16 protein-coding genes and 1 tRNA gene are annotated in these 22,726 nt (G+C 73.6%); 11 read left to right on the forward strand and 6 right to left on the reverse strand.

Annotated elements, in window-relative coordinates:
- Window positions 1-83 precede the first annotated feature (83 nt).
- Window positions 84-1,337, reverse strand: a complete 1,254-nt coding sequence (locus ACZ3YO_RS00175; RefSeq protein ID WP_465562828.1) for a DUF2637 domain-containing protein — start codon at window positions 1,335-1,337, stop codon at window positions 84-86.
- Window positions 1,338-1,746: 409 nt separating this feature from the next.
- Between ACZ3YO_RS00175 and ACZ3YO_RS00180 the strand changes: the two genes are divergently transcribed.
- Window positions 1,747-2,487, forward strand: coding sequence for a Tellurium resistance (locus tag ACZ3YO_RS00180; protein ID WP_465545321.1), 741 nt, complete (start codon window positions 1,747-1,749; stop codon window positions 2,485-2,487).
- Between the two features lie 274 nt (window positions 2,488-2,761).
- On the opposite strand, the gene ACZ3YO_RS00185 is transcribed toward ACZ3YO_RS00180, so the two are convergent.
- On the reverse strand, window positions 2,762-3,901 hold the full coding sequence (locus ACZ3YO_RS00185) for a TerD family protein (RefSeq protein WP_465562831.1): 1,140 nt from the start codon (window positions 3,899-3,901) through the stop codon (window positions 2,762-2,764).
- Between the two features lie 458 nt (window positions 3,902-4,359).
- On the opposite strand from ACZ3YO_RS00185, the gene ACZ3YO_RS00190 reads away from it, so the two are divergent.
- The 3 genes from ACZ3YO_RS00190 to ACZ3YO_RS00200 all read left to right on the forward strand — a co-directional run bounded on the left by ACZ3YO_RS00190 (window position 4,360) and on the right by ACZ3YO_RS00200 (window position 9,102).
- Entirely contained in the window at window positions 4,360-5,571 is a 1,212-nt protein-coding gene (locus ACZ3YO_RS00190) for an HpcH/HpaI aldolase/citrate lyase family protein (protein ID WP_465562834.1), read from the forward strand.
- Between the two features lie 172 nt (window positions 5,572-5,743).
- On the forward strand, window positions 5,744-8,227 hold the full coding sequence (locus ACZ3YO_RS00195) for a phosphoribosyltransferase (RefSeq protein WP_465562836.1): 2,484 nt from the start codon (window positions 5,744-5,746) through the stop codon (window positions 8,225-8,227).
- A gap of 5 nt (window positions 8,228-8,232) precedes the next feature.
- Window positions 8,233-9,102: an HAD family hydrolase gene (locus ACZ3YO_RS00200; RefSeq protein ID WP_405359703.1), complete on the forward strand. Its 870-nt coding sequence runs from the start codon at window positions 8,233-8,235 to the stop codon at window positions 9,100-9,102.
- A gap of 147 nt (window positions 9,103-9,249) precedes the next feature.
- Here the strand turns inward: ACZ3YO_RS00200 and ACZ3YO_RS00205 are convergent, their stop codons facing one another.
- From ACZ3YO_RS00205 to ACZ3YO_RS00215, 3 genes are all read right to left on the reverse strand, one after another.
- Entirely contained in the window at window positions 9,250-9,471 is a 222-nt protein-coding gene (locus tag ACZ3YO_RS00205; protein WP_329487465.1) for an FmdB family zinc ribbon protein, read from the reverse strand.
- A gap of 20 nt (window positions 9,472-9,491) precedes the next feature.
- Window positions 9,492-9,962, reverse strand: coding sequence for a DUF4442 domain-containing protein (locus ACZ3YO_RS00210; RefSeq protein WP_465562840.1), 471 nt, complete (start codon window positions 9,960-9,962; stop codon window positions 9,492-9,494).
- Between the two features lie 175 nt (window positions 9,963-10,137).
- The gene (locus ACZ3YO_RS00215; RefSeq protein WP_465564117.1) at window positions 10,138-11,514 is read right to left on the reverse strand and encodes a hypothetical protein; all 1,377 of its coding nucleotides are present in this window, start codon (window positions 11,512-11,514) and stop codon (window positions 10,138-10,140) included.
- Between the two features lie 167 nt (window positions 11,515-11,681).
- Here ACZ3YO_RS00215 and ACZ3YO_RS00220 point away from each other — a divergent pair.
- Window positions 11,682-11,753, forward strand: a tRNA-Val gene (locus ACZ3YO_RS00220).
- A gap of 374 nt (window positions 11,754-12,127) precedes the next feature.
- On the opposite strand, the gene ACZ3YO_RS00225 is transcribed toward ACZ3YO_RS00220, so the two are convergent.
- Entirely contained in the window at window positions 12,128-13,063 is a 936-nt protein-coding gene (locus ACZ3YO_RS00225) for a nuclease-related domain-containing protein (RefSeq protein ID WP_465562843.1), read from the reverse strand.
- 807 nt (window positions 13,064-13,870) lie between these two features.
- On the opposite strand from ACZ3YO_RS00225, the gene ACZ3YO_RS00230 reads away from it, so the two are divergent.
- The 6 genes from ACZ3YO_RS00230 (at window position 13,871) to ACZ3YO_RS00255 (ending at window position 22,411) form a co-directional block, all read left to right on the forward strand.
- Window positions 13,871-16,411, forward strand: a complete 2,541-nt coding sequence (locus ACZ3YO_RS00230) for an ATP-dependent Clp protease ATP-binding subunit (RefSeq protein ID WP_465562846.1) — start codon at window positions 13,871-13,873, stop codon at window positions 16,409-16,411.
- A 91-nt stretch (window positions 16,412-16,502) separates the two neighbouring features.
- A complete protein-coding gene (locus ACZ3YO_RS00235; protein WP_465562849.1) occupies window positions 16,503-17,891 on the forward strand; it encodes a sensor histidine kinase in 1,389 nt (462 codons plus the stop codon).
- Entirely contained in the window at window positions 17,888-18,565 is a 678-nt protein-coding gene (locus ACZ3YO_RS00240; protein ID WP_465545340.1) for a response regulator, read from the forward strand. The genes ACZ3YO_RS00235 and ACZ3YO_RS00240 overlap by 4 nt, the downstream gene beginning before the upstream one ends.
- A 221-nt stretch (window positions 18,566-18,786) precedes the next feature.
- Window positions 18,787-19,083, forward strand: coding sequence for an SHOCT domain-containing protein (locus ACZ3YO_RS00245; protein ID WP_465545342.1), 297 nt, complete (start codon window positions 18,787-18,789; stop codon window positions 19,081-19,083).
- Window positions 19,080-19,835 carry an ABC transporter ATP-binding protein gene (locus ACZ3YO_RS00250; protein ID WP_465562850.1) on the forward strand — a complete coding sequence of 252 codons (756 nt, stop codon included), beginning with the start codon at window positions 19,080-19,082 and terminating at the stop codon, window positions 19,833-19,835. The genes ACZ3YO_RS00245 and ACZ3YO_RS00250 overlap by 4 nt, the downstream gene beginning before the upstream one ends.
- Entirely contained in the window at window positions 19,832-22,411 is a 2,580-nt protein-coding gene (locus ACZ3YO_RS00255) for an ABC transporter permease (protein ID WP_465562853.1), read from the forward strand. Before ACZ3YO_RS00250 ends, ACZ3YO_RS00255 begins: the two co-directional genes overlap by 4 nt.
- The last annotated feature ends 315 nt before the right edge of the window (window positions 22,412-22,726 follow it).

The following is a 22,726-nucleotide window of genomic DNA, read 5'->3' on the forward strand; positions in this document are numbered from 1 at the left end:
CGGAAGCGGAACGGCCGCCCCCTTCGAGATGAAGGGGGCGGCCGTTCCGCGTGTTCGGGGCTCTGCCCCGCAGTGCTGGAGGCCTAGCCCAGCTGCTGCTCGATGGCGCGCAGCTTGCGCTCCAGCGAGTCCAGCTTGGGCATCGACAGGGTGTCGTCGTCGGCCGTCAGGTCGATGGCCGAGCTGCGGTACGACGAGGAGGAACTGCTGCTGCCGCTGCCCGTGGTGCGGTACGACGACTCGTCGGAGGAACCGTACGAGGAGGACGACCCGTAGGTGGAGGACGACCCGTAGGAAGAGGACGAGCCGAGCGGGGAGGCCGAGCCGTACGCGGACGAGCCGAGCGAGGAGGACGATCCGGTCGAGGAGGAGCCGACGGCGGCGCGCGGGCGGCGGCCGGCGTCCAGGGCGCTCATCGGGGCGTGCTCCAACGCGGACGAGGTGTTCTCGGAGGCGGCAGCGTCAGCGGCTAGGGCAGGCTCCGTAGCGCTCGGGCCGTCTCCGGCAGCGGTGAGCGCGGGCACCTGGCGGCCGCCGCGGGCCCGGGCGAGCATGCCGCCCTGGCGCGAGATGGCCTTGAGCTCGGCGCGCTCCCGGCGGTCGGCGCTGCGGGCACGCACCTTGGCGTCCAGCTTCGCCTGGCGCTCCTCGCGCACCTCCTCGACCGCCTCGTCCAGGCTGCGGACGTTCTCCAGCAGCATCAGCGACCAGGCGGCGTAGGTCTCGCGGGGGGCGCGCAGCCAGCGGACGATGCGGATCTGCGGCAGCGGACGCGGGACGAGGCCCTGCTCGCGCAGTGCGGCCTTGCGGGTCTGCTTCAGCGCCCGGTCGAACAGGATCGCGGCCGAGATCGACATGCCGGAGAAGAACTGCGGGGCACCGTCGTGCGACACGCCACGCGGGGCGTGCACCCAGTTGAACCACGCCGAGGCGATCGCGAACACCCAGACCAGCAGACGCGAACCGAGCGCCGCGTCACCGTGGCTGGCCTCGCGCACGGCGAGCACCGAGCAGAACATCGCCGCGCCGTCCAGGCCGAACGGGACGAGGTACTCCCAGCCGTTGGACAGGCCCAGGTTCTCCTTGCCGAAGCCCACCAGGCCGTGGAACGAAAGCGCGGCCGCGACGCCGGCGCAGCAGAACAGCAGGACGTAGGAGGAGATCCCGTAGATCATCTCCTTGCGCCGGCGGCGCTCCTCGCTGCGCTCCCAGGAGTCGCCCGACTCCTCGGTCCTGCCGGTGTTCTTGAAGCGCAGCGTCGCCACCAGGATGGCGGTGAACAGCAGGGCTGCGCCGCCGATGACGGTCCAGACCAGCTGTATGGAGGTCAGGTTCATTGCGGGTCGGGCCTCGGGTTTCCGCAGGGGACAGGTCACAGTGGACACAGGCGGTCAGGTTCCGTCCCCGGGACCGGGCCTGACGGTGCGTCCTTGCTGTCGGCGCGATCGCCTCACCCGGGCAAGGGGCGGGCGGGACACCTGTGCGGCTAGACGATATCGCGTCCGAAGGGGCGGCATGTTACGGGAGTCGGGGTTCCCCCCGCCAACCGACCCGCCGATGCCGGTTGTCGGGGCGTGCCGGTTGTTCGTGGTGGTGGCCCTCCGTGGCGGCGGCCGGTGTTCGGGGTATGGGGCTGGGTAGGGAGTCCGCCGGGTGGGAAGTCCGGCTTTCCGGCCGGCGGGCTGATGCCCGATCATGGAGCGGTGGACCGCCAGATCGACTGGCGGGACCAGGGGGAGGACTGGGATGGCCTCGATTTGGGAGTACCTGCGCGGGGAGCGGAACACCCTCGACCCGGGCGGGCAGCACAAGATCACGCTCACCAAGTCGACTCCGCAGCACGCGATCACCGGGGCCGCGGCCACCACCGGGTACCTCTACGTCAACCTGCACTGGACCACCCGGATAGGAGCTCCGCGGCCGTCCGGCCGGGACACCCTCAAGCGTTGGCTCAGCCCGCGCATCCTCAGCCCGATGGAGCCGGACTCCCAGCAGTCCGCGCAGCTCAACGTCGACCTCGACCTCGCCTGTCTGTACGAACTCTCCGACGGCAGCCGGGGCGTGGTGCAGCCGCTCGGCGGCTACTTCGGCGACCTCCAGCGCGCGCCCTACGTCAAACTCAGCGGGGACGACCAGTACGGGGCGCCGTCCGGCGAGACGATGTACGTCAACCTGGAGAAGAAGGACCAGTTCAAGCGGCTGCTCATCTTCGTCTACATCTACGACGGCACGCCCGCGTTCGAGCAGGCCAACGCGGTGGTGACGATCGTGCCGCAGACCGGCCCGCGGATCGAGATCAAGCTGGAGGAACGGGCGGCTGCGGCGCGCTCCTGCGCGGTGGTGCTGATCGAGAACACCGGGGACAACACGCTGACCGTCCGGCGCGAGGTGCGGTACGTCAACGGGTTCCAGGCGGACATCGACCGGCTGTACGGCTTCGGGATGCAGTGGCAGCGCGGGTACAAGAACGCTTCGGGGCCGGAGTAGACGGAGCAGTTGGAGCAGTTGGAGCAGTCGGGGGCGGTTGGGAGCGAGCGGGGGCGCTTGGGAGCAGTCCGGGGGCGGGCGGGGACGGCCGCGGGCGGTCGCGGGACCGTGAGCGCCGGGAGGGTGGTACGTCGGGCGGCCCCGTGGGCGGCGGGCACGCCGGGGCGGGTGGGCGTGCCGGGGTGGTCGGGCGTGCGGAGTGGCCCCGCGGTGCCAGGGTGGCCGGGCCGGTCGGGGCGGTGGCCCCGGGCGGCCCGGCACGGTGCGGGCAGGATCAGCGCGGCTGGAACTGCGGGCCCTGCGGCGGCAGCGCGAACTCCTCGGTGGTGGCCGGAGGCTGGGCCTGCGGCTGTTGGGCCTGGGGTTGCTGGGGCTGCGGGCCGGTGTTCGGCGGGGGGTAGCCGTAGCCGCCGGCCTGCTGGGGCTGCTGCTGCGGGTAGCCGTAGCCGGGGGGTGGTTGGTTCGGTGCCTGCTGGTTCGGTGCCTGGTGGGGCTGCGGGTAGGGCTGCTGCTGCGGGTAGCCGTACGCGGGGCGCGGCGCCTGGGGCGGGTAGCCGTAGCCGCCCTGCTGGTGCGGCGCGGGCTGCTGCGGGCCCGGCTGGGGGTAGCCGTACGCCGGCTGCGGGACCGGGGGCGCCTGCGGGGCGGGCGGGGCGGTCGGCGGCATGGTGGGCGGGGCCGTCGGCGGCGGGGGAGTGTTGGCGGGCACGGACGGGGCCGTCGTCGGCGGCAGGGGCACGGCCGGGGCCAGGGTGAACGTGCCGGGCTCGGCCCGCGCGGCCGGGCGAGGGTCCGGTACGGCGGTGCGCGGGTCCACCGCGGGGGCGGCCGCGGCGACCGCGTCCGAGATCCCGGAGCTGCCGGCGTCGTCCTCGACGGTGATGCCGAAGTCGGTCGCCAGGCCGATCAGCCCGGAGGCGTACCCCTGGCCGACGGCCCGGAACTTCCAGGACCCGGCCCGCCGGTAGAGCTCGCCCGCGACCAGCGCGGTGACCTCGTCGGCCTCCGGCATCGCGAACTCGGCGAGTGCGGGTGCGCCGTCGCCGCCGGCGGCGTCGAAGAGCAGGACCCGCAGCCCGGTCACCGAGCGGAACGAACCGCCCTCGGAGGAGCCGGCCAGCACCACCCGGTCCACCTCGGGCGGCAGCTTGCCGAGCTCGGCCTCGATCGTGTCGGCGATCTCGGTGCCGCCGGCGGTCTGCTGCTTGGGCAGGTGGCGCACCAGCCCCGAGGGGTGGCGCGGCTGGTTGTAGAAGACGAAGTCGGCATCCGAACGGACCCTGCCGTCGGCGCCGAGCAGCAGTGCGGAAGCGTCCACGTCCGGCGCACCGGGCGTGGCGCTCCAGCGCAGCACGGCGCGGACCGCCGCCACCGGCAGTGCGATGTTGGCGCCCTTGGCCATCACGTGCGTCATAGCCGACCATCCTGCCTGTTCGCCACCCCTTCGGACAACGTGACCGAAGGTGGCGAAACGGTGGGACTTTGCCAACGCTTGCGCTTTGTGAAGCGGAGGGTAACCTTCCGAGAATTCGATGTTTCCGAGCTGCATTCGGCCGGAAGTCGTCCGTACGATAGGCGGCCAGAGGGCCCCGGGGGGTTCGGCAGGGGGTAATCAGACGCGCGGCGCCGGGAACCACGGCGCCCGGCGGGCCGGTTAACCACGGTGAGGCCCCGCACTCCGGGACGGGGTCCGACCGCCCCGCTCCGACCCCGGCACCCCGCATCCACGCACGATCCGCCGCCCGCCCCGCGCCTGACCGCCCCGGGCTCGCCCGAGCACCGCATCGCGTACCCGTCCGAGCAGCCTGCCGCACGCCCCCGAGCCCTTCGCACCCGCCCCAACCGGCGGCCGCAACCCCTGAGGAGAGCACCTTGCGCCATTTCGGCCACCTCGCCGACGACGTACGCGGCCGGCTCTTCCTCGAACAGCCCCGGGCCTTCACCCCGGAGAGCGACGCGGCCGTGCTCGCCACCGCGCTCGGCGCGACCCTGTACAGCCCGGCCACCAGGCCCACCCTGGGCGCGGACATCCGCAAGCAGGCGGCCCGGGGCGTGGTCTCGATGGTGCTCTGCCTGGAGGACTCGATCGCCGACCACGAGGTGACCGCCGCCGAGGCCAACCTGGTCGCGCAGCTCGGCGCGCTGTCCGGCGAGGCTTCGGGGGCCCCTGAGAGCGCTCAGATCTCCACCGATTGCGCACAGGATCTGCCCCTTCTCTTCATCAGGGTGCGCGCGGCCTCCCAGATCACCGACCTCGCCGACCGGCTCGGCCCGGCGGTCGGACTGCTCACCGGTTTCGTGCTGCCGAAGTTCACCGACGAGAACGGCGGCGCGTACCTGGAGGCGCTCGCCGCCGCCGAGGCCGCCACCGGCCGGCGGCTGTTCGCCATGCCCGTCCTGGAGTCCCCCGAGCTCGCCCACCTGGAGACCCGGCGCGAGCAGCTGTTCGGCATCGCCCGGCTGCTCGACAAGTACCGCGAGCGCGTCCTCGCCGTCCGCCTCGGCGTCACCGACCTGTGCTCCGCGTACGGCCTGCGCCGCTCGCCCGACCTGACCGCGTACGACGTCGCCCTGGTCGCGGCGGTGATCGGGGACGTGGTCAACGTGCTCGGCCGGGCCGATGGCACCGGCTTCACCGTGACCGGGCCGGTGTGGGAGTACTTCCCCGTCCAGGAGCGGATGTTCAAACCGCAGCTGCGCCGCACCCCGTTCGCCGAGGCCGAGCCCTCCGGGGAGGCGGTCCGGCAGCGGATCATCGAGCACGACCTCGACGGCCTGATCCGCGAGCTCGAACTGGACCGGGCCAACGGCCTGCTCGGCAAGACCTGCATCCACCCCAGCCACGTCCCCGCCGTGCACGCCCTCGCGGTGGTCACCCACGAGGAGTACTCCGACGCCCGGGACATCCTCGACCAGGAGCGCGGCGGTGGCGGCGTCCTGCGCTCGGCGTACACCAACAAGATGAACGAGGCCAAGCCGCACCGGGCCTGGGCGGAGCGGGTGCTGCTGCGCGCCGAGGTGTTCGGAGTGGCCCGGGAGGACGTCAGCTTCGCGGAGCTGCTCTCGGCCTGCCTCTGCGGCTGAAGCCGGGGCTGGCGACCCGGACGGCGCGGCACCACCCAGCAGTAACCCCGACGGCTTGGCGCTGTCCCGCAGTAACCCGGACGGCTCAGCACGACCCAGCAGTAACCCGGACGGCTTGGCGCCGTCCCGCAGTAACCCGCAAGACTCCGCACCATCGAAGGCAGGACCAGTAGTGACAGCACAGCAAGAGTGGACCGGCCGCTGGGTGGCCGACCGGGCCGGCGTCGGCCTGACCGGCTCCGACCGGCTCCCCGAACTGGTCGGCCTGGCCCTGCGTGAGAACCGCAAGCGCGCCCACCTGCTGGTCTCCACCGTGCTCGGCAAGCACGTCCCGCAGCGCCCGTCCGTCGTCCACGGAGCCGGCCTCGACCTCGGCCGCCGGGTGCACGAGCTGCTCGGCGCGGACGCGGCCGCGCGCGCCGTCGTCCTCGGTTACGCCGAGACCGCGACCGGGCTCGGCCACAGCGTCGCCGACGGCCTGGACGCCCCCTACCTGCACTCCACCCGCCGCCCGGTCGACGGGGTGACCCCGGTCGGCGGTTTCGAGGAGGAGCACTCGCACGCCACCTCCCACCTGCTGCTGCCCGCCGACCCCGCGATGCTCGCCGGCGACGGCCCGCTGGTACTGGTCGACGACGAGTTCTCCACCGGCAACACCGTGCTCAACACCATCCGCGAGCTGCACGGCCGCAACCCGCGCGGCCACTACGTCGTGGTGGCCCTGGTCGACCTGCGCGACGAGGCCGACCGTCGCCGCCTGGCCGACACCGCCGCCGAACTCGGCACCCGGCTCGACCTGGTGGCCGCCGCCAGCGGCGGCGTCGAGCTGCCCGCCGACATCCTGGACCGTGCCGAGCGCCTGATCGCCGAGGCCGGCCCGGCACCGGCGCTGCCGCCCGCCGCGCACGCGCCGCTGGTCCGGGCCGCCCTGGACTGGCCCGACGGTCTCCCGGACGGCGGCCGGCACGGCTTCACCTCCGAGCACCGCGGGCAGCTCGACGCCGCGCTGCCGCAGCTGGCCTCCCAGCTCGCCGCGGCGCTGGAGCCGGTCGGGGACGGCGGACGCGTGCTCGTGCTCGGCTTCGAGGAGCTGATGTACGCGCCGCTGCGCCTGGCCGGGGCCCTCGCGGAGCTCCTGCCCGGCGGCGACGAGAGGGTCCGCTACTCCACCACCACCCGCTCGCCCGTCCTCGCGGTCGACGACCCCGGGTACGCCATCCGCACCCGGCTCGCCTTTCCCGCCCACGACGACCCGAGCGACTCCGCCTCGCGCGAGCGCTACGCGTACAACGTCGCCCCCGGCACCGACCCGGCCCGCCGCTTCGACGCCGTCGTCCTGGTGGTCGACGACGTCGCCGACACCCCGGCCCTGCACGAGGGCGAGCGGGCCCTGCTGACGCAGCTGCGCCAGGTCACCGACCGGGTGGTACTCGCCGTCCTGCCCTCGCACCGGCCCTCGGAGCGGCCCTCGGGGTGGTCCTCCACCCGTCTGCCGGGCCGCCTGCCGGGCCGTCTGCCCCGGCCGCTGTACGGCCCGGAGTTCTCCTCCTACCGCCCCGACGAGGTGGCCTGGCTGCTGAAGGACCTCTCCGACGTCCCGCTGGAGGCCCCCACCGAGGAGCGCGAGGAGGCCGTCCAGAACGGCGGCGCCCACTACGCCGAGTCGCTGCCGGTCGAGTACCAGCCCAGCCCCGCCTACCAGGAGCTGTTCCACCAGGCCCTGAGGGTCTCCGCCCGCCGGATCGCGCTCGCCGTCGGCACCGTCGCCGAGACGCTGGTGCGCGAACGCGGCCGCGGCCTGGTGCTCGCCTCGCTGGCCCGCGCCGGCACGCCGGTCGGCGTCCTGATCCGCCGCTGGCTCGCCTTCGCCCACGGCCTGGACACCCCGCACTACGCCGTCTCGATCGTCCGTGGCCGCGGCATCGACCCCGTGGCCCTGCGCTACCTGGACGCCCACCACCACGCCCCCGACGTGGTGTTCGTCGACGGCTGGACCGGCAAGGGCGCGATCACCCGCGAACTCGCCGGCGCCCTGGCCGGATCCGCGTTCAACCCCGAGCTGGCCGTCCTCGCCGACCCCGGCCGCTGCGTGCGGACCTACGGTACCCGCGACGACTTCCTGATCCCGTCCGCCTGTCTCAACTCCACCGTGTCCGGCCTGATTTCGCGCACCGTGCTGCGCGCCGACCTGATCGGCCCGGACGACTTCCACGGCGCCAAGCACTACACGGACCTGGCCGGCGGGGACGTCTCCGGGGCCTTCCTGGACACCGTCGCCGACCACTTCGCCGAAGTCCGGGAGGAGGCCGCCGGCGCCGCGGCCAGGCTCGCCGCCGAGGACCGCACGCCCGACTGGGCCGGCTGGGCCGCCGTCGAGCGGATCAGCGCCGACTACGGCATCGACGACGTCAACCTGGTCAAGCCCGGCGTCGGCGAGACCACCCGGGTCATGCTGCGCCGCGTTCCCTGGAGGGTGCTGGCCCGCCGCGGCACCGGCGCCGACCTCGACCACGTCCGCCTGCTCGCCGCCCAACGCGGCGTCCCCGTCGAGGAGGTGGACGACCTGCCGTACTCCTGCGTCGGCCTGATCCACCCCCGCTACAGTCGGGGAGCGACCGGTGCCTCCGGCACGGCCGTCCTGGTGAAGGAGTCCTGAGCCCGATGAGTCCCAGTGGTTTCCTGGTCGCGAGCGACCTCGACCGCACCCTGATCTACTCCAACCGCGCCCTCGCCCTGGACGTGCCCGACCGGCTCGCCCCGCGGCTGCTCTCGGTCGAGGTGCACGACGGCAAGGCGCTCTCGTTCATGACCGAGCAGGCCGCCGCGCTGCTGGTGGAGCTGGCCCGCGAGGCGCTCCTCGTCCCCGCCACCACGCGGACCAGGACCCAGTACGAGCGGGTCAACCTGCCCGGCCCGACGCCCGGTTGGATTCCGGCCTACGCGATCTGCAGCAACGGCGGCCGGCTGCTCGTGGACGGCGTGCCGGACGAGGACTGGCAGACCGAGGTGGCCGGCCGCCTGGCCGCCGCCTCGGTGCCGCTGGCCGAGGTGGTCGAGCACCTGGCGCTCTGCGCCGACCCGGAGTGGACCCACAAGCGGCGGGTCGCCGACGACCTCTTCGCCTATCTGGTCGTGGAGCGCGCCGAGCTGCCGGCCGGCTGGCTGGACGAACTCACCGGCTGGTGCGGCGAGCGCGGCTGGGCCGTCTCGCTGCAGGGCCGCAAGGTGTACGCGGTGCCGGCGCCGCTCAGCAAGAGCGCCGCGCTGGCCGAGGTCGAGCGGCGGGTCGGCGGGGCCACCGTGCTGGCGGCCGGCGACTCGCTGCTCGACGCCGACCTGCTGCTCGCCGCAGACGCGGCCTGGCGCCCCGGGCACGGCGAACTCGCGGACAGCGGTTGGACGGCCCCCGGCGTCACCGCCCTCGACCAGGTGGGCGTGGCGGCGGGGGAGGAGATCGTCCGTCAGTTCCTGGCCCGGGTCCGGGGCGCGGTGGACGTGGTCGGTTCGGTGGGACCGGTCGTCGCGGGCTGACGGCTGTGCCCGGTACCGGTGCCCCTCGTCTAGCCGCTGGTGCCCCCGGTACCGGTGCCCCTGGTGTAGCCGCTGGTGCCCCCGGTACCGGTGCCCCTGGTGCCCCCGGTACCGGTGCCCCTGGTGTCGGTGCCCTCGGTGCAGGTGTCAGCCGCAGCAACCGCCGCCGCAGCAGCCGCCCCCGCCTCCGGACGGGGCCTGCTGCGCGGCGCCGCCGGAGGCCCCGCCGGTGACGGCGACGGCCGACAGCAGCTTCACGGTGTCCTCGTGTCCCTGCGGGCAGACCGCCGGGTCGTTGGCCTGCGCCATCGTGCGGCGGAGTTCGAAGGTGGCGCCGCAGGAGCGGCAGCGGAAGTCGTAGCGTGGCATACCCCGCAGGGTAGCCCGGTTCAGGCGGTGCGGCGCTTTTCCCGTACGTAGAGCTGCTTGCGCACCCGGGCCACCACCGAGCCGTCCGCCGCCAGGACCTCGGTGTCGAACCAGACCAGGGCCTTCTTGCCGTCCTGGGTGAGTTCGCGGATCTCGGCCAGCCGGTCATCGGTGAGCACGAACTCGGCGACGATGTCGCCGCGCCCGGGCGACACGAAGCTGATCTCGGCGGCGGCGTCCCAGACCACGTAGCCGCGCCCGAGGTTGTGCATGACCAGCAGCATCCAGAACGGGTCGGTCATCGCGAAGATCGACCCGCCGAAGTGCGTGCCCACGTAGTTGCGGTTCAGCCGCCCGAGCCGGAGCCGGACCGTCGTCCGCCGGAAGTCGTCGGAGAGGGCCAGCACCTTGATTCCGGCGAAGAGGAAAGGCGGCCAGAGGTTGATCCCGCGCCGGAACGTACGGGCGGAGACGTTGCGCTTTCGAGCCATGGCGCGACTCTAGCCCACAAAGTTACTCGCGGGTAACCGCCTTTTGTTCGCGGCTCTTCTCCCTGTCCCGGCCCTGCCGCCCGGCCTACTCTCCCGGCCTGCCGCCGCCTGCCCCCTACCTTTCCTGGCCCTACCGTCCTTGTCCTTCCGGCCGGCCGGCGGTCGTTCCCCCGCGCTACCGGTGACCGCCGATGTCGCCGCGGATCAACTCGACCACCTTCGCCGCCGTCTCCCGCACCCCGGCCAGCTCGGTCAGGAAGTGCCAGTAGTCGGGGTGCCGTCCGGCCGCCTCCAGCTCCGCCACCGCGCGGTCGAGCCGCCCGACCGCCGCGTCCAGCGGAGCCGCGTGCCGAGGGTCCGGCGCCTGCCGACCCGCCATCGCCAGCCGCTGGGCGTCGCGCAGGGCGAACCGGGTGCGCTCGATCTCCCGGTTCGGGTCGTGCTGCACCTCGTTCAGCTGCCGCAGCCGCTCGTTCACGGCGACCACCGAGCCGTCCGCGGTGTCCAGCAGGGCGCGCACCGTACCGATCGCGCCCGTCGCGTCCGCCCAGCGCTGCTCGTCACGCGCCCGCGCCGCCTCCATGAGCTTCTGCTCCGCCGCGTGCCCGGCCTCCGCCACCTGATCCGGCACCCGCTGGAGGTCCTGCCAGCACGAGGTGGAGAACCTCCGGCGCAACTCGCTCAGCGCCGGCTCCACCGTGGCGGCCTTGGTCTCCAGCGCCTGGATCCTGGTCCGCAGGCTGGCCACCCGCCGGTCGATCTCCCGCGCCCGCTCCGGCAGGTGCGAGGCATCCGCCGCGACGGCCTCGGCCCGCTCCTTCACCTGCTCCGCGCGTTGCAACGTCGCCGCCACCCCGTGCCGGGCCGCGCCCTCGTTCAGCCGGCCCAGCTCCGGCGCCAGCTCGGCCAGCCGGGCCGCCAGATCGTCCGCCTTCAGGCCCGCCCCGCGCACCGCCTCCAGCGCGTTGGTCGCGGCGAGCAGCGCCCGCTTCGCCTGCTCCACCGCCGGCGTCACCCGCATCAGCTGCGACTCGGCGTGCTGCAACACCGGCTGCAGCCGCTGCAGGAACCCGTTCAGCTCCGCCAGCGCCTGCCCGAGCTGCCCCTGCACGTCCTCCAACTGGCGCCGGGCCCGGGCCGCCGCCCCGGACTCCAGCTCCTCCGCGTCCAGGTCGTGCGCGTCCAGCGCCGCCAGGTAGTTCACGGTCACCTGGTCGACCCGGCCGGAGATCGCCTCGAAGTCCGCCGCCGCCTGCCGGGCCGTCGCACCGTCCTCCGCCGCGCGCACCGTCTCCACGGCCAACCGCACCTCGCGCTGGGTCGAGTCCAGCTCGTAGAACGCCTGCTGCGCCGCGTCCCGGGCCGCCTTGGCGTCCGCCCGCACGCCCTCGCCGCCGCGCCGCCCCCACCAGCCGCCGCCGCGCCCGCCACCGGCACTTCCGAACGCCGCAGCCCCGGCCGCCCCCAGCGCACCCGCCACCACGAGCGGCAACACCAGCGCCTCGGCCGCCGCACTCCCCGGCCGCCGCCCCCGCCTGACCCCGCCGGCCACCCTCACTGCGCGCTCCCTGCTCCGACCGCTGATCCACCGCCCATTCTTCCCGATCGCCCCACCCGACCGGCACCCCACCCGTCCCACTCCCCGACCACGTGCACCACACCACCTCCCGGACCAGGTACGCTAGGCAGTCGTCGTTGCCCGAACCGGGCCACGGCCGGGGGCGCGTAGCTCAGTGGTAGAGCGCTGCTCTTACAAAGCAGATGTCGGCGGTTCGAAACCGTCCGCGCCCACCCCTTGAACAGGCAAGACTGAGGCTTCGGCCCAGGCCGGGACTACTGTCCCGGCCTGGGCCGCAGTCGTGTGCGTATTGAACCTGTAGCCGCTCCGAGGCTGCCTGTTGTCCGGCTGGTGAGAGCCGCCCCCTGGATTCCTCCCAAATGATCATGCCGTTTCCGCTGGGCACGGTACGGATGACAGAGAAGCGCCCCCGGCCGACCGTCATGGCCGGGCGCATCAGGCGGGGGAGGGAAGGCGGAGCCGGTTGAGAGCCGCGACCGCGGTGGTCGGCGAGCCGGGTGATCGCATCCTGAGCCTCGCGCAGGCAGGAGAACGGCCGTCAGTTCGTGGCTTGCTGATCGTAGGTGGGCCGGCTGAGCTGCGGGGGTCACGCGCTCCGCTTGCCGATCTGGCCCCACACGTAGCGATGCCGCGCGATTCTGAAGATCTGCTCCAGCGTGGCTGGGGGAAGCTCCTCTGGCCGGGACGGCAGGATTGAGCCGATCTGTTCGGCGTCGATGACGGCCACGGCAGGGGCGGCGCGGTAGGTGATCTTCTGGGCGCCCACCACGGCGATCACCGGGTGCACGGGCACCTTGAAGCCGCACCATTCGGTCAGGAGCTTGGCGGTTCGCCGGGCCTCGAACTCGGAGTTCTCCAGGTAGGGGAAGCCATTGCGGTTGACCTTCACGATCTTGTCGCCGACCCACACCGTGGCTCCGGGGTGATGCTTCGAGTTGACTGTGAAGACGCCCGGCGGGCCGATCGCCACGTGGTCGATGTCCGCCCCAGACGGCAGCGGCACTCCGTGCAGAACCTTCCACCCGGTGGCTTTCAACGCTTCCAGGTGAGCGCCCACGATCTGCTCGCCTTCCAGTCCCTGAAGCGTCCTGGGGTCGCCGAGGCGTTGCCGGGAGACCTTGGCTGCCAGCCGAACGAGAAGCTTGTAGGTCTCCTCACCCTGACGTACCAGCCGCTCCAGCCCAGCGCCGGGGAGGTTCCGCGCAAGGTCGTCCTCTTCTCGCATGGGCGGAAGGAGGGGCAGCCCCGACGGAGGCTGCGGCACCTGAGGCGGGGCTACCCGCGTCGACTGCTGCTTCTCCTCGCGGCGTCGAATGGTTCGCGGTGGCACATGGCTGCCGAAGGAGCGGCACCACTCCTCGACCATGACCAGGGCAGCGCCCTCGAACTCCGGGATGTCCACCCGGACCACGCCGGTCTTGCAGTCCAGCCAGGCAACCGAGTCACCACGGGCGCCGGCCTTGTTCACGTAGAGCCGTTCCCTGCCCGGCACCCGCCATGGCTTGACCACCAGGTCAGTCATGTTGCCCCCTCCCGCGTGTCCTCCCTGGCACAGGATCAGCATGCCCACGCACCGATCGACAGGAACGCGGCGATCCCAGGAGCCGGGCGGTTCGGCCAGTAGCGGGAGAGCAGGACAGGGATGAGGGGGAGGAAGGGTGCGTAGAACTCTTCTCCACGGGTTCAAGGGCGTGCGTTGCGCGCCAGGGCGAGGTATTTGCCGCTCGCCTCGCCCCCTGTCTTCGCCCGGGGCGGGCGGCGGCCGGCCGCGCCAGGCATCGGACCGAAATGGAGGGGTGAAGGCCACTGCCGGCCGTGGCTGGTGACGGGCTCCCCGCGGCTTTACCCACCTCCCTGGCTCGGGGACCGCACCGAGCAAGGCCGGGGGCCACTCGGCCAAATTGCGGTCAGGCCCGGAAGCCCTGACGGAGTCGCAGTAGCTTACGGCCCCCGAGCATGCTCGGACCTAGGCCGGACAGGACACGGGCCAAAGCCGCTCCACCACCCGCGTTGGCCGGCTCACGCACTGCCGCTTGGCACACTCGATGGTCCGGACGGTGCCGGGGTGGCCTGGGCGGTGCCGGGGTGGCCCGGGGGCTTCCGGGGTGGCCCGGGCGGTGCTGCAAAACGTGGCGGGCGGCGTGCTCGCGATGGCCCGTGACGTGCAGCGGCGGCGTGCTGCTCGACCGCTTCACTGGGTGAACCCGGCCGTCCTGCGGGGTGAATCGGGTGGACGGCCGGGCCGGCCGGGGGCGGATCGTTCCGGGAGGCGGGTGGCCGACACCTGTGTTTGTGTGGGGCTCGAACTGCTTGGGAGAGGTGATCCACCGTGACGATTCCCCCGTTCGGGTCGAACGATCCGTTCTCCGATCTGCTCAGCCGGTTCTTCGGCATGAGCCCGCTGGCCTCCCCGCCCGCGGTGCAACGGGTGCCGATCGGGCGGTTGCTGAGTGAGTCCTCGCAGGAACTGCTGGCGCTCGCCGCACGGCGCGCCGCCGAGGACGGGAGCAGCGACCTCGACACCGCGCATCTGGTCTGGGCTGCCACCCGGGTGGAACCCTCGCGCCGGATGCTGGAGCGCGCCGGCATCGATCCGGACCGGCTCGCCGACGACCTGAGCCGGGAGCTGCCCGCCGGGAACGCGGAGGTCGAGGCGGACGGGCGCCCGGCGCTCACCCCCTCCGCCAAGCGCGCGCTGCTCGCCGCGCATGCCCGGTCGCAGGCCGCGGGCGCCTCCTACATCGGGCCGGAGCACATCCTCGGCGCGCTGTTGGAGGAGGAGCGCTCGGGCAAGGGCACGGCCCTGCACAACGCGGCGCCCTCGCAGGAGGCGCTGCGCACGGTGATGGACGGGCGCGGGGTGGGGGGCGAACGCAGCAGCACCGGCGCGCGTCCGAGCCAGACGCCGACCCTGGACGAGTACGGCCGGGACCTCACCGAGGAGGCGCGGTCCGGCAGGCTGGACCCGGTGGTGGGGCGGGCCGAGGAGATCGAGCAGACCGTCGAGATCCTCTCCCGGCGGACCAAGAACAACCCGGTGCTGATCGGTGAGCCGGGCGTCGGCAAGACCGCGATCGTCGAGGGGCTGGCGCAGCGGATCGTCTCCGGGGACGTGCCGCAGAGCCTCAAGGACAAGCGTGTGGTCACCCTCGACCTGGCCGCGCTGGTGGCCGGTTCCAAGTACCGGGGCGAGTTCGAGGAGCGGCTGAAGAGCGTGATCGACGAGGTCACGGCGGCCGAGAAGAGCGTGATCCTCTTCCTTGACGAGCTGCACACCGTGGTGGGCGCGGGCGGGGGCGGCGAGGGCTCGATGGACGCGGGCAACATCCTCAAGCCGGCCCTGGCCCGGGGCGAACTGAGCGTGGTCGGCGCCACCACGTTGGACGAGTACCGCAGGCACATCGAGAAGGACGCCGCGCTGGAGCGGCGGTTCCAGCCGGTGCTGGTGCCCGAGCCGACGGTCGGGGAGACGATCGAGATCCTCCAGGGGCTGCGCGACGCCTACGAGGCGCACCACCAGGTGCGGTTCACCGACGGGGCGTTGGACGCCGCCGCGACCCTCTCCGACCGGTACGTCAGCGACCGCTTCCTGCCGGACAAGGCGATCGACCTGCTCGACCAGGCCGGTGCGCGGGTGCGGCTGCGCAGCCTGAGCGGCTCCACCAAGGCGATGCCGGTGCAGGACCGGATCACCAAGCTGCGCCGGGAGCTGGAGGAGGCGGTCGCGGACGAGGAGTTCGTGCGGGCGGCCAACCTCAAGACCGAGCTGCGGCAGACCGAGGACGAGCTGGCCGCGATCGCCGAGGGCCGCGAGGAGGTCGTCGAGGTCACCGCGGACGACATCGCGCAGGTGCTCTCGCGGCGGACGGGCATCCCCGTCGCCGAGCTGAACGCGACCGAGCGCGAGCGCTTGCTCAAGCTGGAGGAGCACCTCCACCAGAAGGTGATCGGGCAGGACCAGGCGGTGACGGCGGTCGCCCAGGCGGTGCGGCGCGGCCGGGCCGGGATGGGCGACCCGGACCGGCCGACCGGCTCCTTCCTCTTCCTCGGCCCGACCGGCGTCGGCAAGACCGAGCTGGCCAAGGCGCTGGCGGCGCTGCTGTTCGGCGACCCGGACCGGATGATCCGCTTCGACATGAGCGAGTTCCAGGAGAAGCACACCGTCTCCCGTCTCGTCGGCTCCCCGCCCGGGTACGTCGGCTACGACGAGGCCGGCCAGCTCACCGAGGCGGTCCGCCGCAAGCCGTACAGCGTGCTGCTGTTCGACGAGGTGGAGAAGGCGCACCCGGACGTCTTCAACCTGCTGCTCCAGGTGCTGGACGACGGGCGGCTGACGGACTCCCAGGGGCGTACGGTCGACTTCCGCAACACCGTGGTCATCATGACCAGCAACATCGGCTCGCAGCGGATCCTCGACCATTCGGGTGACGTCGACGAGATCAAGGACGACCTGATGAGGGACCTGCGGACGCAGTTCCGTCCGGAGTTCCTCAACCGGATCGACGAGGTGATCGTCTTCCACGCGCTCACCCGCAAGGACCTCCTCCAGGTGGTCGACCTGATGCTGGACCGCAGCCGGCGCCGGCTGAAGGCGCAGGACGTGCGGCTGGAGGTCGCCGAGGAGGCCAAGGAGTGGCTGGTGAACCGGGGCTACCAGCCGGAGTTCGGGGCGCGGCCGCTGCGCCGGACCATCCAGTCGGAGCTGGACAACCGGATCTCCAATCTCCTGCTGGACGGCAGTGTGCAGGAGGGGGACACGTTGATCGCGGGCGTGAGTGACGGGGAGCTGGTGGTGACGACGGCCCGGCCGGAGGCCTCGGCCACCTCCGAGGAGGCCGAGGAGCCGGCTGCGGCGGAGGGTCAGAGGTGAGCTCGCGTTCGCGCGTACTCCCGCGGGAGTACGCGCGAACGCGACTCTCGGGTGACGCGGCGGGGTGTGCGCGGGGTCTAGCCTTCCGGGCATGACGCCGCGTACACCTCAGCCGCCGTCGGCGCGTTCCGGGCCGCCGCCGGGGGAGCATCCCGCGCCGGGCGGGTTCGGCACGCCCCCGGGCGGGCATGCCGAGCCGTGGCGCCCGCCGTGGGTGCGGGCCGCCAAGGCGGGCTGGCCGGTGGCGGCGGCGGTCGTGTTCGCGGCGCTCCAGGTGGTGGGGTCCACCGCGGCCGGCCGGCACCAGAGCGGGCGGGTCCCGCTGGACGCCTTCGGGTACGTCCTGCTGGTGCTCGGGCCCGTGCTGCTGGTGCTGCGCCGCCGGTGGCCGGTGGCGGTGGTCGCGGGGACCTCACTGGTCACCGCGGTGTACCTGACCGCCGGGTATCCGTACGGGCCGGTCTTCCTGAGCTGGGTGATCGCCTGTTGTGCGGCGGTCGGCTCCGGGCACCGCCGGGCCGCCTGGGCCGGGCTCGGCGGGGTCTACCTCGTCCATGCGCTGGTCACGTTCGCGGTGCCGGCCGACTGGCAGCGCGCGGCTCCGTCGACGATCACCTGGTGGCAGGAGCTGGGGCTGATCGCCTGGCTGCTGCTGGTGGTGTCGGTCGCCGAGATCGTGCGGTTCCGGCGGGAGCAGATGGCTGCCCACCGGGAGTACGAGCAGCAGCTGGCTCAGCGCCGGGCCAACGAGGAACGGCTGCGGATGGCGCGGGAGTTGCACGACATCCTGGCGCACAGCCTCTCGCTGATCAACATCCAGGCCGGGGTGGCGCTCGCGCTGATCGACAGCCGGCCGGAGCAGGCGCGGACGGCGCTGACCACGATCAAGGCGACCAGCAAGGAGGCGCTCGGCGAGGTCCGCCAGGTGCTCGGGACGCTGCGCGCGCCCGGGGCGGCGGCGCCGCGCGGCCCGGCGCCCGGGCTGGACCGGCTCGACGAGCTCACCGAGCAGGCGGAGCGGGTCGGGCTGGAGGTCGAGGTGCACGAGACGGGCCGCCGGCGCGCGCTGTCCGCCGGCGTCGACCTGACGGCCTTCCGGATCGTCCAGGAGGCGCTGACCAATGTGATCAGGCACTCGATCGCCCGGCAGGCGGCGGTCGTGCTGGACTGGAGGGATCCCGACGCCCTGGTCGTCAAGGTCGACGACCCGGGCCCGGCCTCGCCCGGCGACGCGGGCGGGACGGGCAGTGGGCTGGCCGGGATGCGGGAGCGGGTCGCCGCGTTCGGCGGCAGCATCACGGCGGGGCCGGTGGCGCCGTCGGCGGGGGGCGGGTTCCGGGTCCGGGCGGTGCTGCCGACGCGGCAGGGGCCCACGGTCGAGCCGACGGGCCCGGCAGGCGAGTGGCCGCGGCCCACCGGCGAGCGTCCGGAGTCCAGGGGTGAGGGGCAAGGGCCCACCGGCGAGCGGGAGGGCTCGTGATCCGGGTACTGCTGGCGGACGACCAGGTGCTGGTCCGGGCCGGGTTCCGGGCGCTGCTCGACATGCAGGACGACCTCACCGTGGTCGGCGAGGCGGACGACGGCGAGGCCGCGCTCCGCCTGGCCCGCGAGCTCCTGCCGGATGTCGTCCTGATGGACATCCGGATGCCCCGGATGGACGGGCTGGAGGCCACCCGCCGGATCGCCGCCGACCCGGCGCTGGCCGAGGTGCGGGTGGTCGTGCTGACCACCTTCGAGCTGGACGAGTACGTCTTCGAGGCACTCCGCTCGGGGGCGGCCGGGTTCCTGGTCAAGGACACCGAGCCGGCCGAACTGCTCCGTGCCGTCCGGGTCGCGGTCGCGGGCGACGCCCTGCTCTCGCCGGGGGTGACGCGTCGTCTGATCGGCGAGTTCGCCGCCCGCTCCAAGGCACCGGAGGCGGCGGTGGCGGGCCTGACGGACGTCTCCGTGCTCACCGAGCGCGAGCGGGAGGTGCTGGCGCTGGTCGGCATGGGGCTCTCCAACGAGGACATCGCGCGCCGGCTGGTGGTCAGCCCGCTGACCGCGAAGACGCACGTCAGCCGGGCCATGGTGAAGCTCGGCGCGCGGGACCGGGCGCAACTCGTGGTGCTGGCCTACGAGTCGGGGCTGGTCCGGCCGGGGTGGCTGGGCTGAGGTACGGGCGGCCCGGGCGGGTGGTTCAGGCGCGCCGCGGGGTACCCGATGGGGCTCCGTACTCCCCGTGCCCCTGCGGCGCGGCCGTCCGTACTCCCGCGGGAGTATCCCGACTGCCGCTCCCCGGAGGACGCGGGAGTAGCTCCGTCGGCGGGACGCTCAAGTCACCTCGGGAACCGTCCCGAGGTCCTTGAAGCCCACCGCCGAGGAGATGAACCATCATGTACACGCTGCTGGCCGACCACGACGGGCACTGGCCGGGCCCCTGGATCCTGCTGATCCCGCTGGCCTGGGCCGCCGTGGTGTTCCTCGTGATCGTCCTCCTGCGCCGGACGGTCTGGCGCCGGGGCTGCGGAGCCGGTCCGGACCACCCGCTGGCCGTGCTGGGCCGCCGCTACGCCGAGGGCGACATCGACGCCGAGGAGTACCGCGCCAAGCGGGCCGTGCTGACAGAGTCGCGCCGCGGGCAGGGCGGCGGGCAGGGCGGCGCGCAGTACCGAGGGGGTGCCGGGAAGTGACCACCCTCGACGTCGTACGCGGCACCGCCGCGCGGGTCGCCGACGCCGTCAAGATCTACGGCGTCGGCGGTACCGAGGTCCGGGCGCTCGACCACGTCACGGTCGAGTTCCCGGCCGGGCGGTTCACCGCGATCATGGGCCCCTCCGGCTCGGGCAAGTCCACCCTGATGCACTGCGCGGCGGGGCTGGACACCCTCACCGCCGGCAGCGCCTACATCGGTGCCACCGAGCTGGGCGCGCTGGGCGACCGGCGCCTCACCCTGCTGCGGCGGGAGCGGATCGGCTTCGTCTTCCAGGCCTTCAACCTGGTGCCCACGCTCACCGTCCGGGAGAACATCACCCTCCCGCTGGACCTGGCCGGCGCCGCGCCGGACCAGGCCTGGCTGGACGCGCTGATCGACGTCGTCGGCCTCGGCGACCGGCTGCACCACCGCCCGAGCGAGCTCTCCGGCGGCCAGCAGCAGCGCGTCGCGGTGGCCCGGGCGCTCGCCGGGCGGCCGCAGGTGGTCTTCGCCGACGAGCCGACCGGGAACCTCGACTCCCGCACCGGCGGTGAGGTGCTCGGGCTGCTGCGCCGCGCGGTGGACGAGATGGGGCAGGCGGTCGTCATGGTGACCCACGACCCGATGGCCGCCGGGCACGCCGACGAGGCGCTGTTCCTCGCCGACGGCCGTCTGGTCGACCGGATGGAGCGGCCCACCGCGGGCGGGGTGCTGGACCGGATGAAGGCCTTCGAACGGGGGCGGTCATGACGTCCACGACGGCCGCCGTCCGGCTCAGCCTGCGCTCGCTGGGCGCGCACAAACGGCGCCTGGTCGGCACCTTCCTGTCGATCCTGCTCGGGGTCAGCTTCCTGACCGGGACGATGGTGCTCGGCGACACCCTGCGGGCCAACTTCGACACCCTGTTCGCCGACGCCAACGCCGGTACCGACGTGGTGGTCCGCAGTGCCGACGTCCTCGATTCCCCGGGGGCGCCCGGCGGCGTCAGGGCACCCGTCGACACGGGGCTGGTCGACCGACTGCGCGCCGTCCCCGGGGTGGCCGCCGCCGAGGCATCCGTGCAGGGAGCGGGCCAGCTGGTCGGCAGCGACGGCAAGCCGATCGGCGGGCAGGGACCGCCGACCCTGGCGGGCAACTGGCTCGGTGACAGCCGGCTCAACCCCTACAAACTGGCGGAGGGCCGGGCGCCCTCCGCGCCCGGCGAGGCCGTGATCAACCGGGGTGCGGCGAAGACCGGCGGGCTGCACCTGGGCTCCACCACCGTGCTGCGCACCCCCGACCCGATGACGGTCACCATCGTCGGCATCGCGACCTTCGGGGAGAGCGCCGACGGGATGGGGCCGAGCACCTTCACCGCCCTGACGTTCGGGGACGCCGAGCGCTACCTCACGCCGAAGGGCGCCGGCCAGGCCGGATCGATCCAGCTCCGGGCCGCGGGCGGGCTATCGCAGCGCGAGCTGGTGGCCCGGATCGCCCCGCAACTGCCGGCTGGGGTGGAGGCGGTCACCGGGGCGGCGGCCACCCAGGAGAGCACCGCGATGGTGTCGGGGCGGTTCCTGACCATGTTCACCACGCTGCTGCTGGTCTTCGCCGGGATCGCGCTGCTGGTCGCGACCTTCACCATCCACAACACCTTCGCCATCGTGGTCGCCCAGCGGACGAGGGAGAACGCCCTGCTGCGGGCGCTCGGCGCGGTGCGTGGCCAGGTGCTCGGGGCGACGCTGGCGGAGGCGCTGGCCGTCGGTGCGCTGGCCTCGCTCGGCGGGCTGATCGGCGGGATCGGGGTGGCGGCGGGGCTCAAGGCGCTGTTCTCGGTGCTCGGCTTCTCACTGCCGACCGGCGGCATGGTGATCAGCACGGCCGCGGTCGTCCTGCCGCTGCTGGTCGGCACGGTGGTGGCGGTCGGCTCGGCGCTGCTGCCGGCGGTCCGGGCCGGGCGCACAGCGCCGTTGGCGGCCCTGCGTGAGACCGGTGTGGACCGGGCGGCCGAGGGGCGGTCCGGCAGGGTCCGGGTGGCACTCGGTGCGCTGCTGGTCGCGGCCGGTGTCCCGGCCGCGACCGTCGGGGCGACCGTCGGGCCGTCGGTGACGCTGACCGCCGTCGGGGCGCTGGCGGTCCTGGCCGGCGTGGTGGTGCTCGGCCCGGTCGCCGCCGCCTTCGCGGTCCGGACGCTGGGCGCCCCGCTGCCCCGGCTGCGCGGGGTCTCGGGCACCCTGGCCCGGCGCAACGCGGCCCGTAATCCGCGCCGGACGGCGGCCACGGCGAGTGCCCTGATGATCGGCGTCGCGGTGGTCACCCTGTTCACGGTGTTCGGCGCCTCCATCAAGGCCACCCTGGACACCACGGTGAGCGCGTCGTTCGCCGGCGATCTCGCCGTCACCGCGCCCTCGTTCGGTGCGGGTGGCAGCGGGGTCAGCCCGAAGCTGGCCGACACCGTCGCCCAACTGCCCGAGGTCCGGCAGACGGTGGGCCTCGGCCGTGGCGTCGCGCGGATCGACGGCCATGGGCGGACGCTGGACGTCACCGATCCGGGGCGGCTGGCCGGCATCGTCGACCTCGGGAGGGTCGACGGCACCCTCGACACCCTGGGCACGGACGGACTGGCGGTCTCGCGCAGCGAGGCCGAGCAGCACGGCTGGCGGCTGGGCCAGAGCGTCACCGTCGGTTTCACGGACGGCGCGAGCGGCCCGTTCACCATCCGTGCCCTGTACGAGGGCGGCGGTCTGGCCGGGGACTACCTGATAACCCGCCAGGCCTGGGCTCCGCACCGTGGCCAGGACGCGGACACGATGGTGGCCGTCGGCCTGAAGAGCGGGGTGACGCTCGGCGCGGGCAAGGCCGCCGTCGAGAAGGCCGCGGCCCCGTTCGGGAACCCGAAGGTGCAGGACCGGGACGAGTACGCGGAGAGCGCCGCCGGAGGGGTCGACATGATGCTCTCGGTGGTCTACGCGCTGCTGGCGCTGGCAGTGCTGATCGCGCTGCTCGGCATCGCCAACACGCTGACGCTGGCCGTGCACGAGCGGACCAGGGAGCTGGGCCTGCTGCGAGCGGTCGGCCAGACCAGGGCGCAGCTGCGTGGCATGGTGCGTTGGGAGTCGGTGCTGGTGGCCGCCTTCGGCACGGTGGGTGGGCTCGGCCTCGGGGCCTTCCTCGGCTGGGCGCTGGTGCGGGCCTCGGACAGCGCGGGGACGGGCTCGTTCGCGATACCGCCGGGGCAGCTCGCGGTGGTGCTGGCAGCCGGACTGCTGGCCGGTGCGGTGGCCGGCCTCCGTCCGGCGGGGCGGGCGGCGCGGCTGGACGTGCTCCGGGCGATCGCGACGGAGTGAGACGACGTGAAGCGGAGTAACCGCAGCGGACATGGAGGAGTGGGGCGACCGGATGGCCTGAAGCGGACGCCCGGAGGCGCGCGGGACAGGCGACAGGGGCAGGAGACGGCCGGCAGAAGGCGGTAGGCATGAAGCGCTGGACGCGGGGCAGGTGCGGGCGGGTGCAGGGGCCGGCCGCACCCGCCGTGGACGTCGACCCGGAGGCCTCAGGGCGCTAGGACCTCAAGCCGCGACCTCAAGCCGCGGCCTCAAGCCGCGACCTCCAGCCGCGACCTCCAGCCGCGACCCCAAGCCGCGACCCCAAGCCGCGACCCC

Source organism: Kitasatospora sp. NPDC022785, from assembly GCF_055561295.1.

Coding starts and splice junctions, on each gene's coding strand:
- ACZ3YO_RS00175 (WP_465562828.1), bottom strand. CDS start 1,337: ATGAACCTGACCTCCATACAGCTGGTCTGGACCGTCATCGGCGGCGCA.
- ACZ3YO_RS00180 (WP_465545321.1), top strand. CDS start 1,747: ATGGCCTCGATTTGGGAGTACCTGCGCGGGGAGCGGAACACCCTCGAC.
- ACZ3YO_RS00185 (WP_465562831.1), bottom strand. CDS start 3,901: ATGACGCACGTGATGGCCAAGGGCGCCAACATCGCACTGCCGGTGGCG.
- ACZ3YO_RS00200 (WP_405359703.1), top strand. CDS start 8,233: ATGAGTCCCAGTGGTTTCCTGGTCGCGAGCGACCTCGACCGCACCCTG.
- ACZ3YO_RS00205 (WP_329487465.1), bottom strand. CDS start 9,471: ATGCCACGCTACGACTTCCGCTGCCGCTCCTGCGGCGCCACCTTCGAA.
- ACZ3YO_RS00210 (WP_465562840.1), bottom strand. CDS start 9,962: ATGGCTCGAAAGCGCAACGTCTCCGCCCGTACGTTCCGGCGCGGGATC.
- ACZ3YO_RS00225 (WP_465562843.1), bottom strand. CDS start 13,063: ATGACTGACCTGGTGGTCAAGCCATGGCGGGTGCCGGGCAGGGAACGG.
- ACZ3YO_RS00235 (WP_465562849.1), top strand. CDS start 16,503: ATGACGCCGCGTACACCTCAGCCGCCGTCGGCGCGTTCCGGGCCGCCG.
- ACZ3YO_RS00245 (WP_465545342.1), top strand. CDS start 18,787: ATGTACACGCTGCTGGCCGACCACGACGGGCACTGGCCGGGCCCCTGG.
- ACZ3YO_RS00255 (WP_465562853.1), top strand. CDS start 19,832: ATGACGTCCACGACGGCCGCCGTCCGGCTCAGCCTGCGCTCGCTGGGC.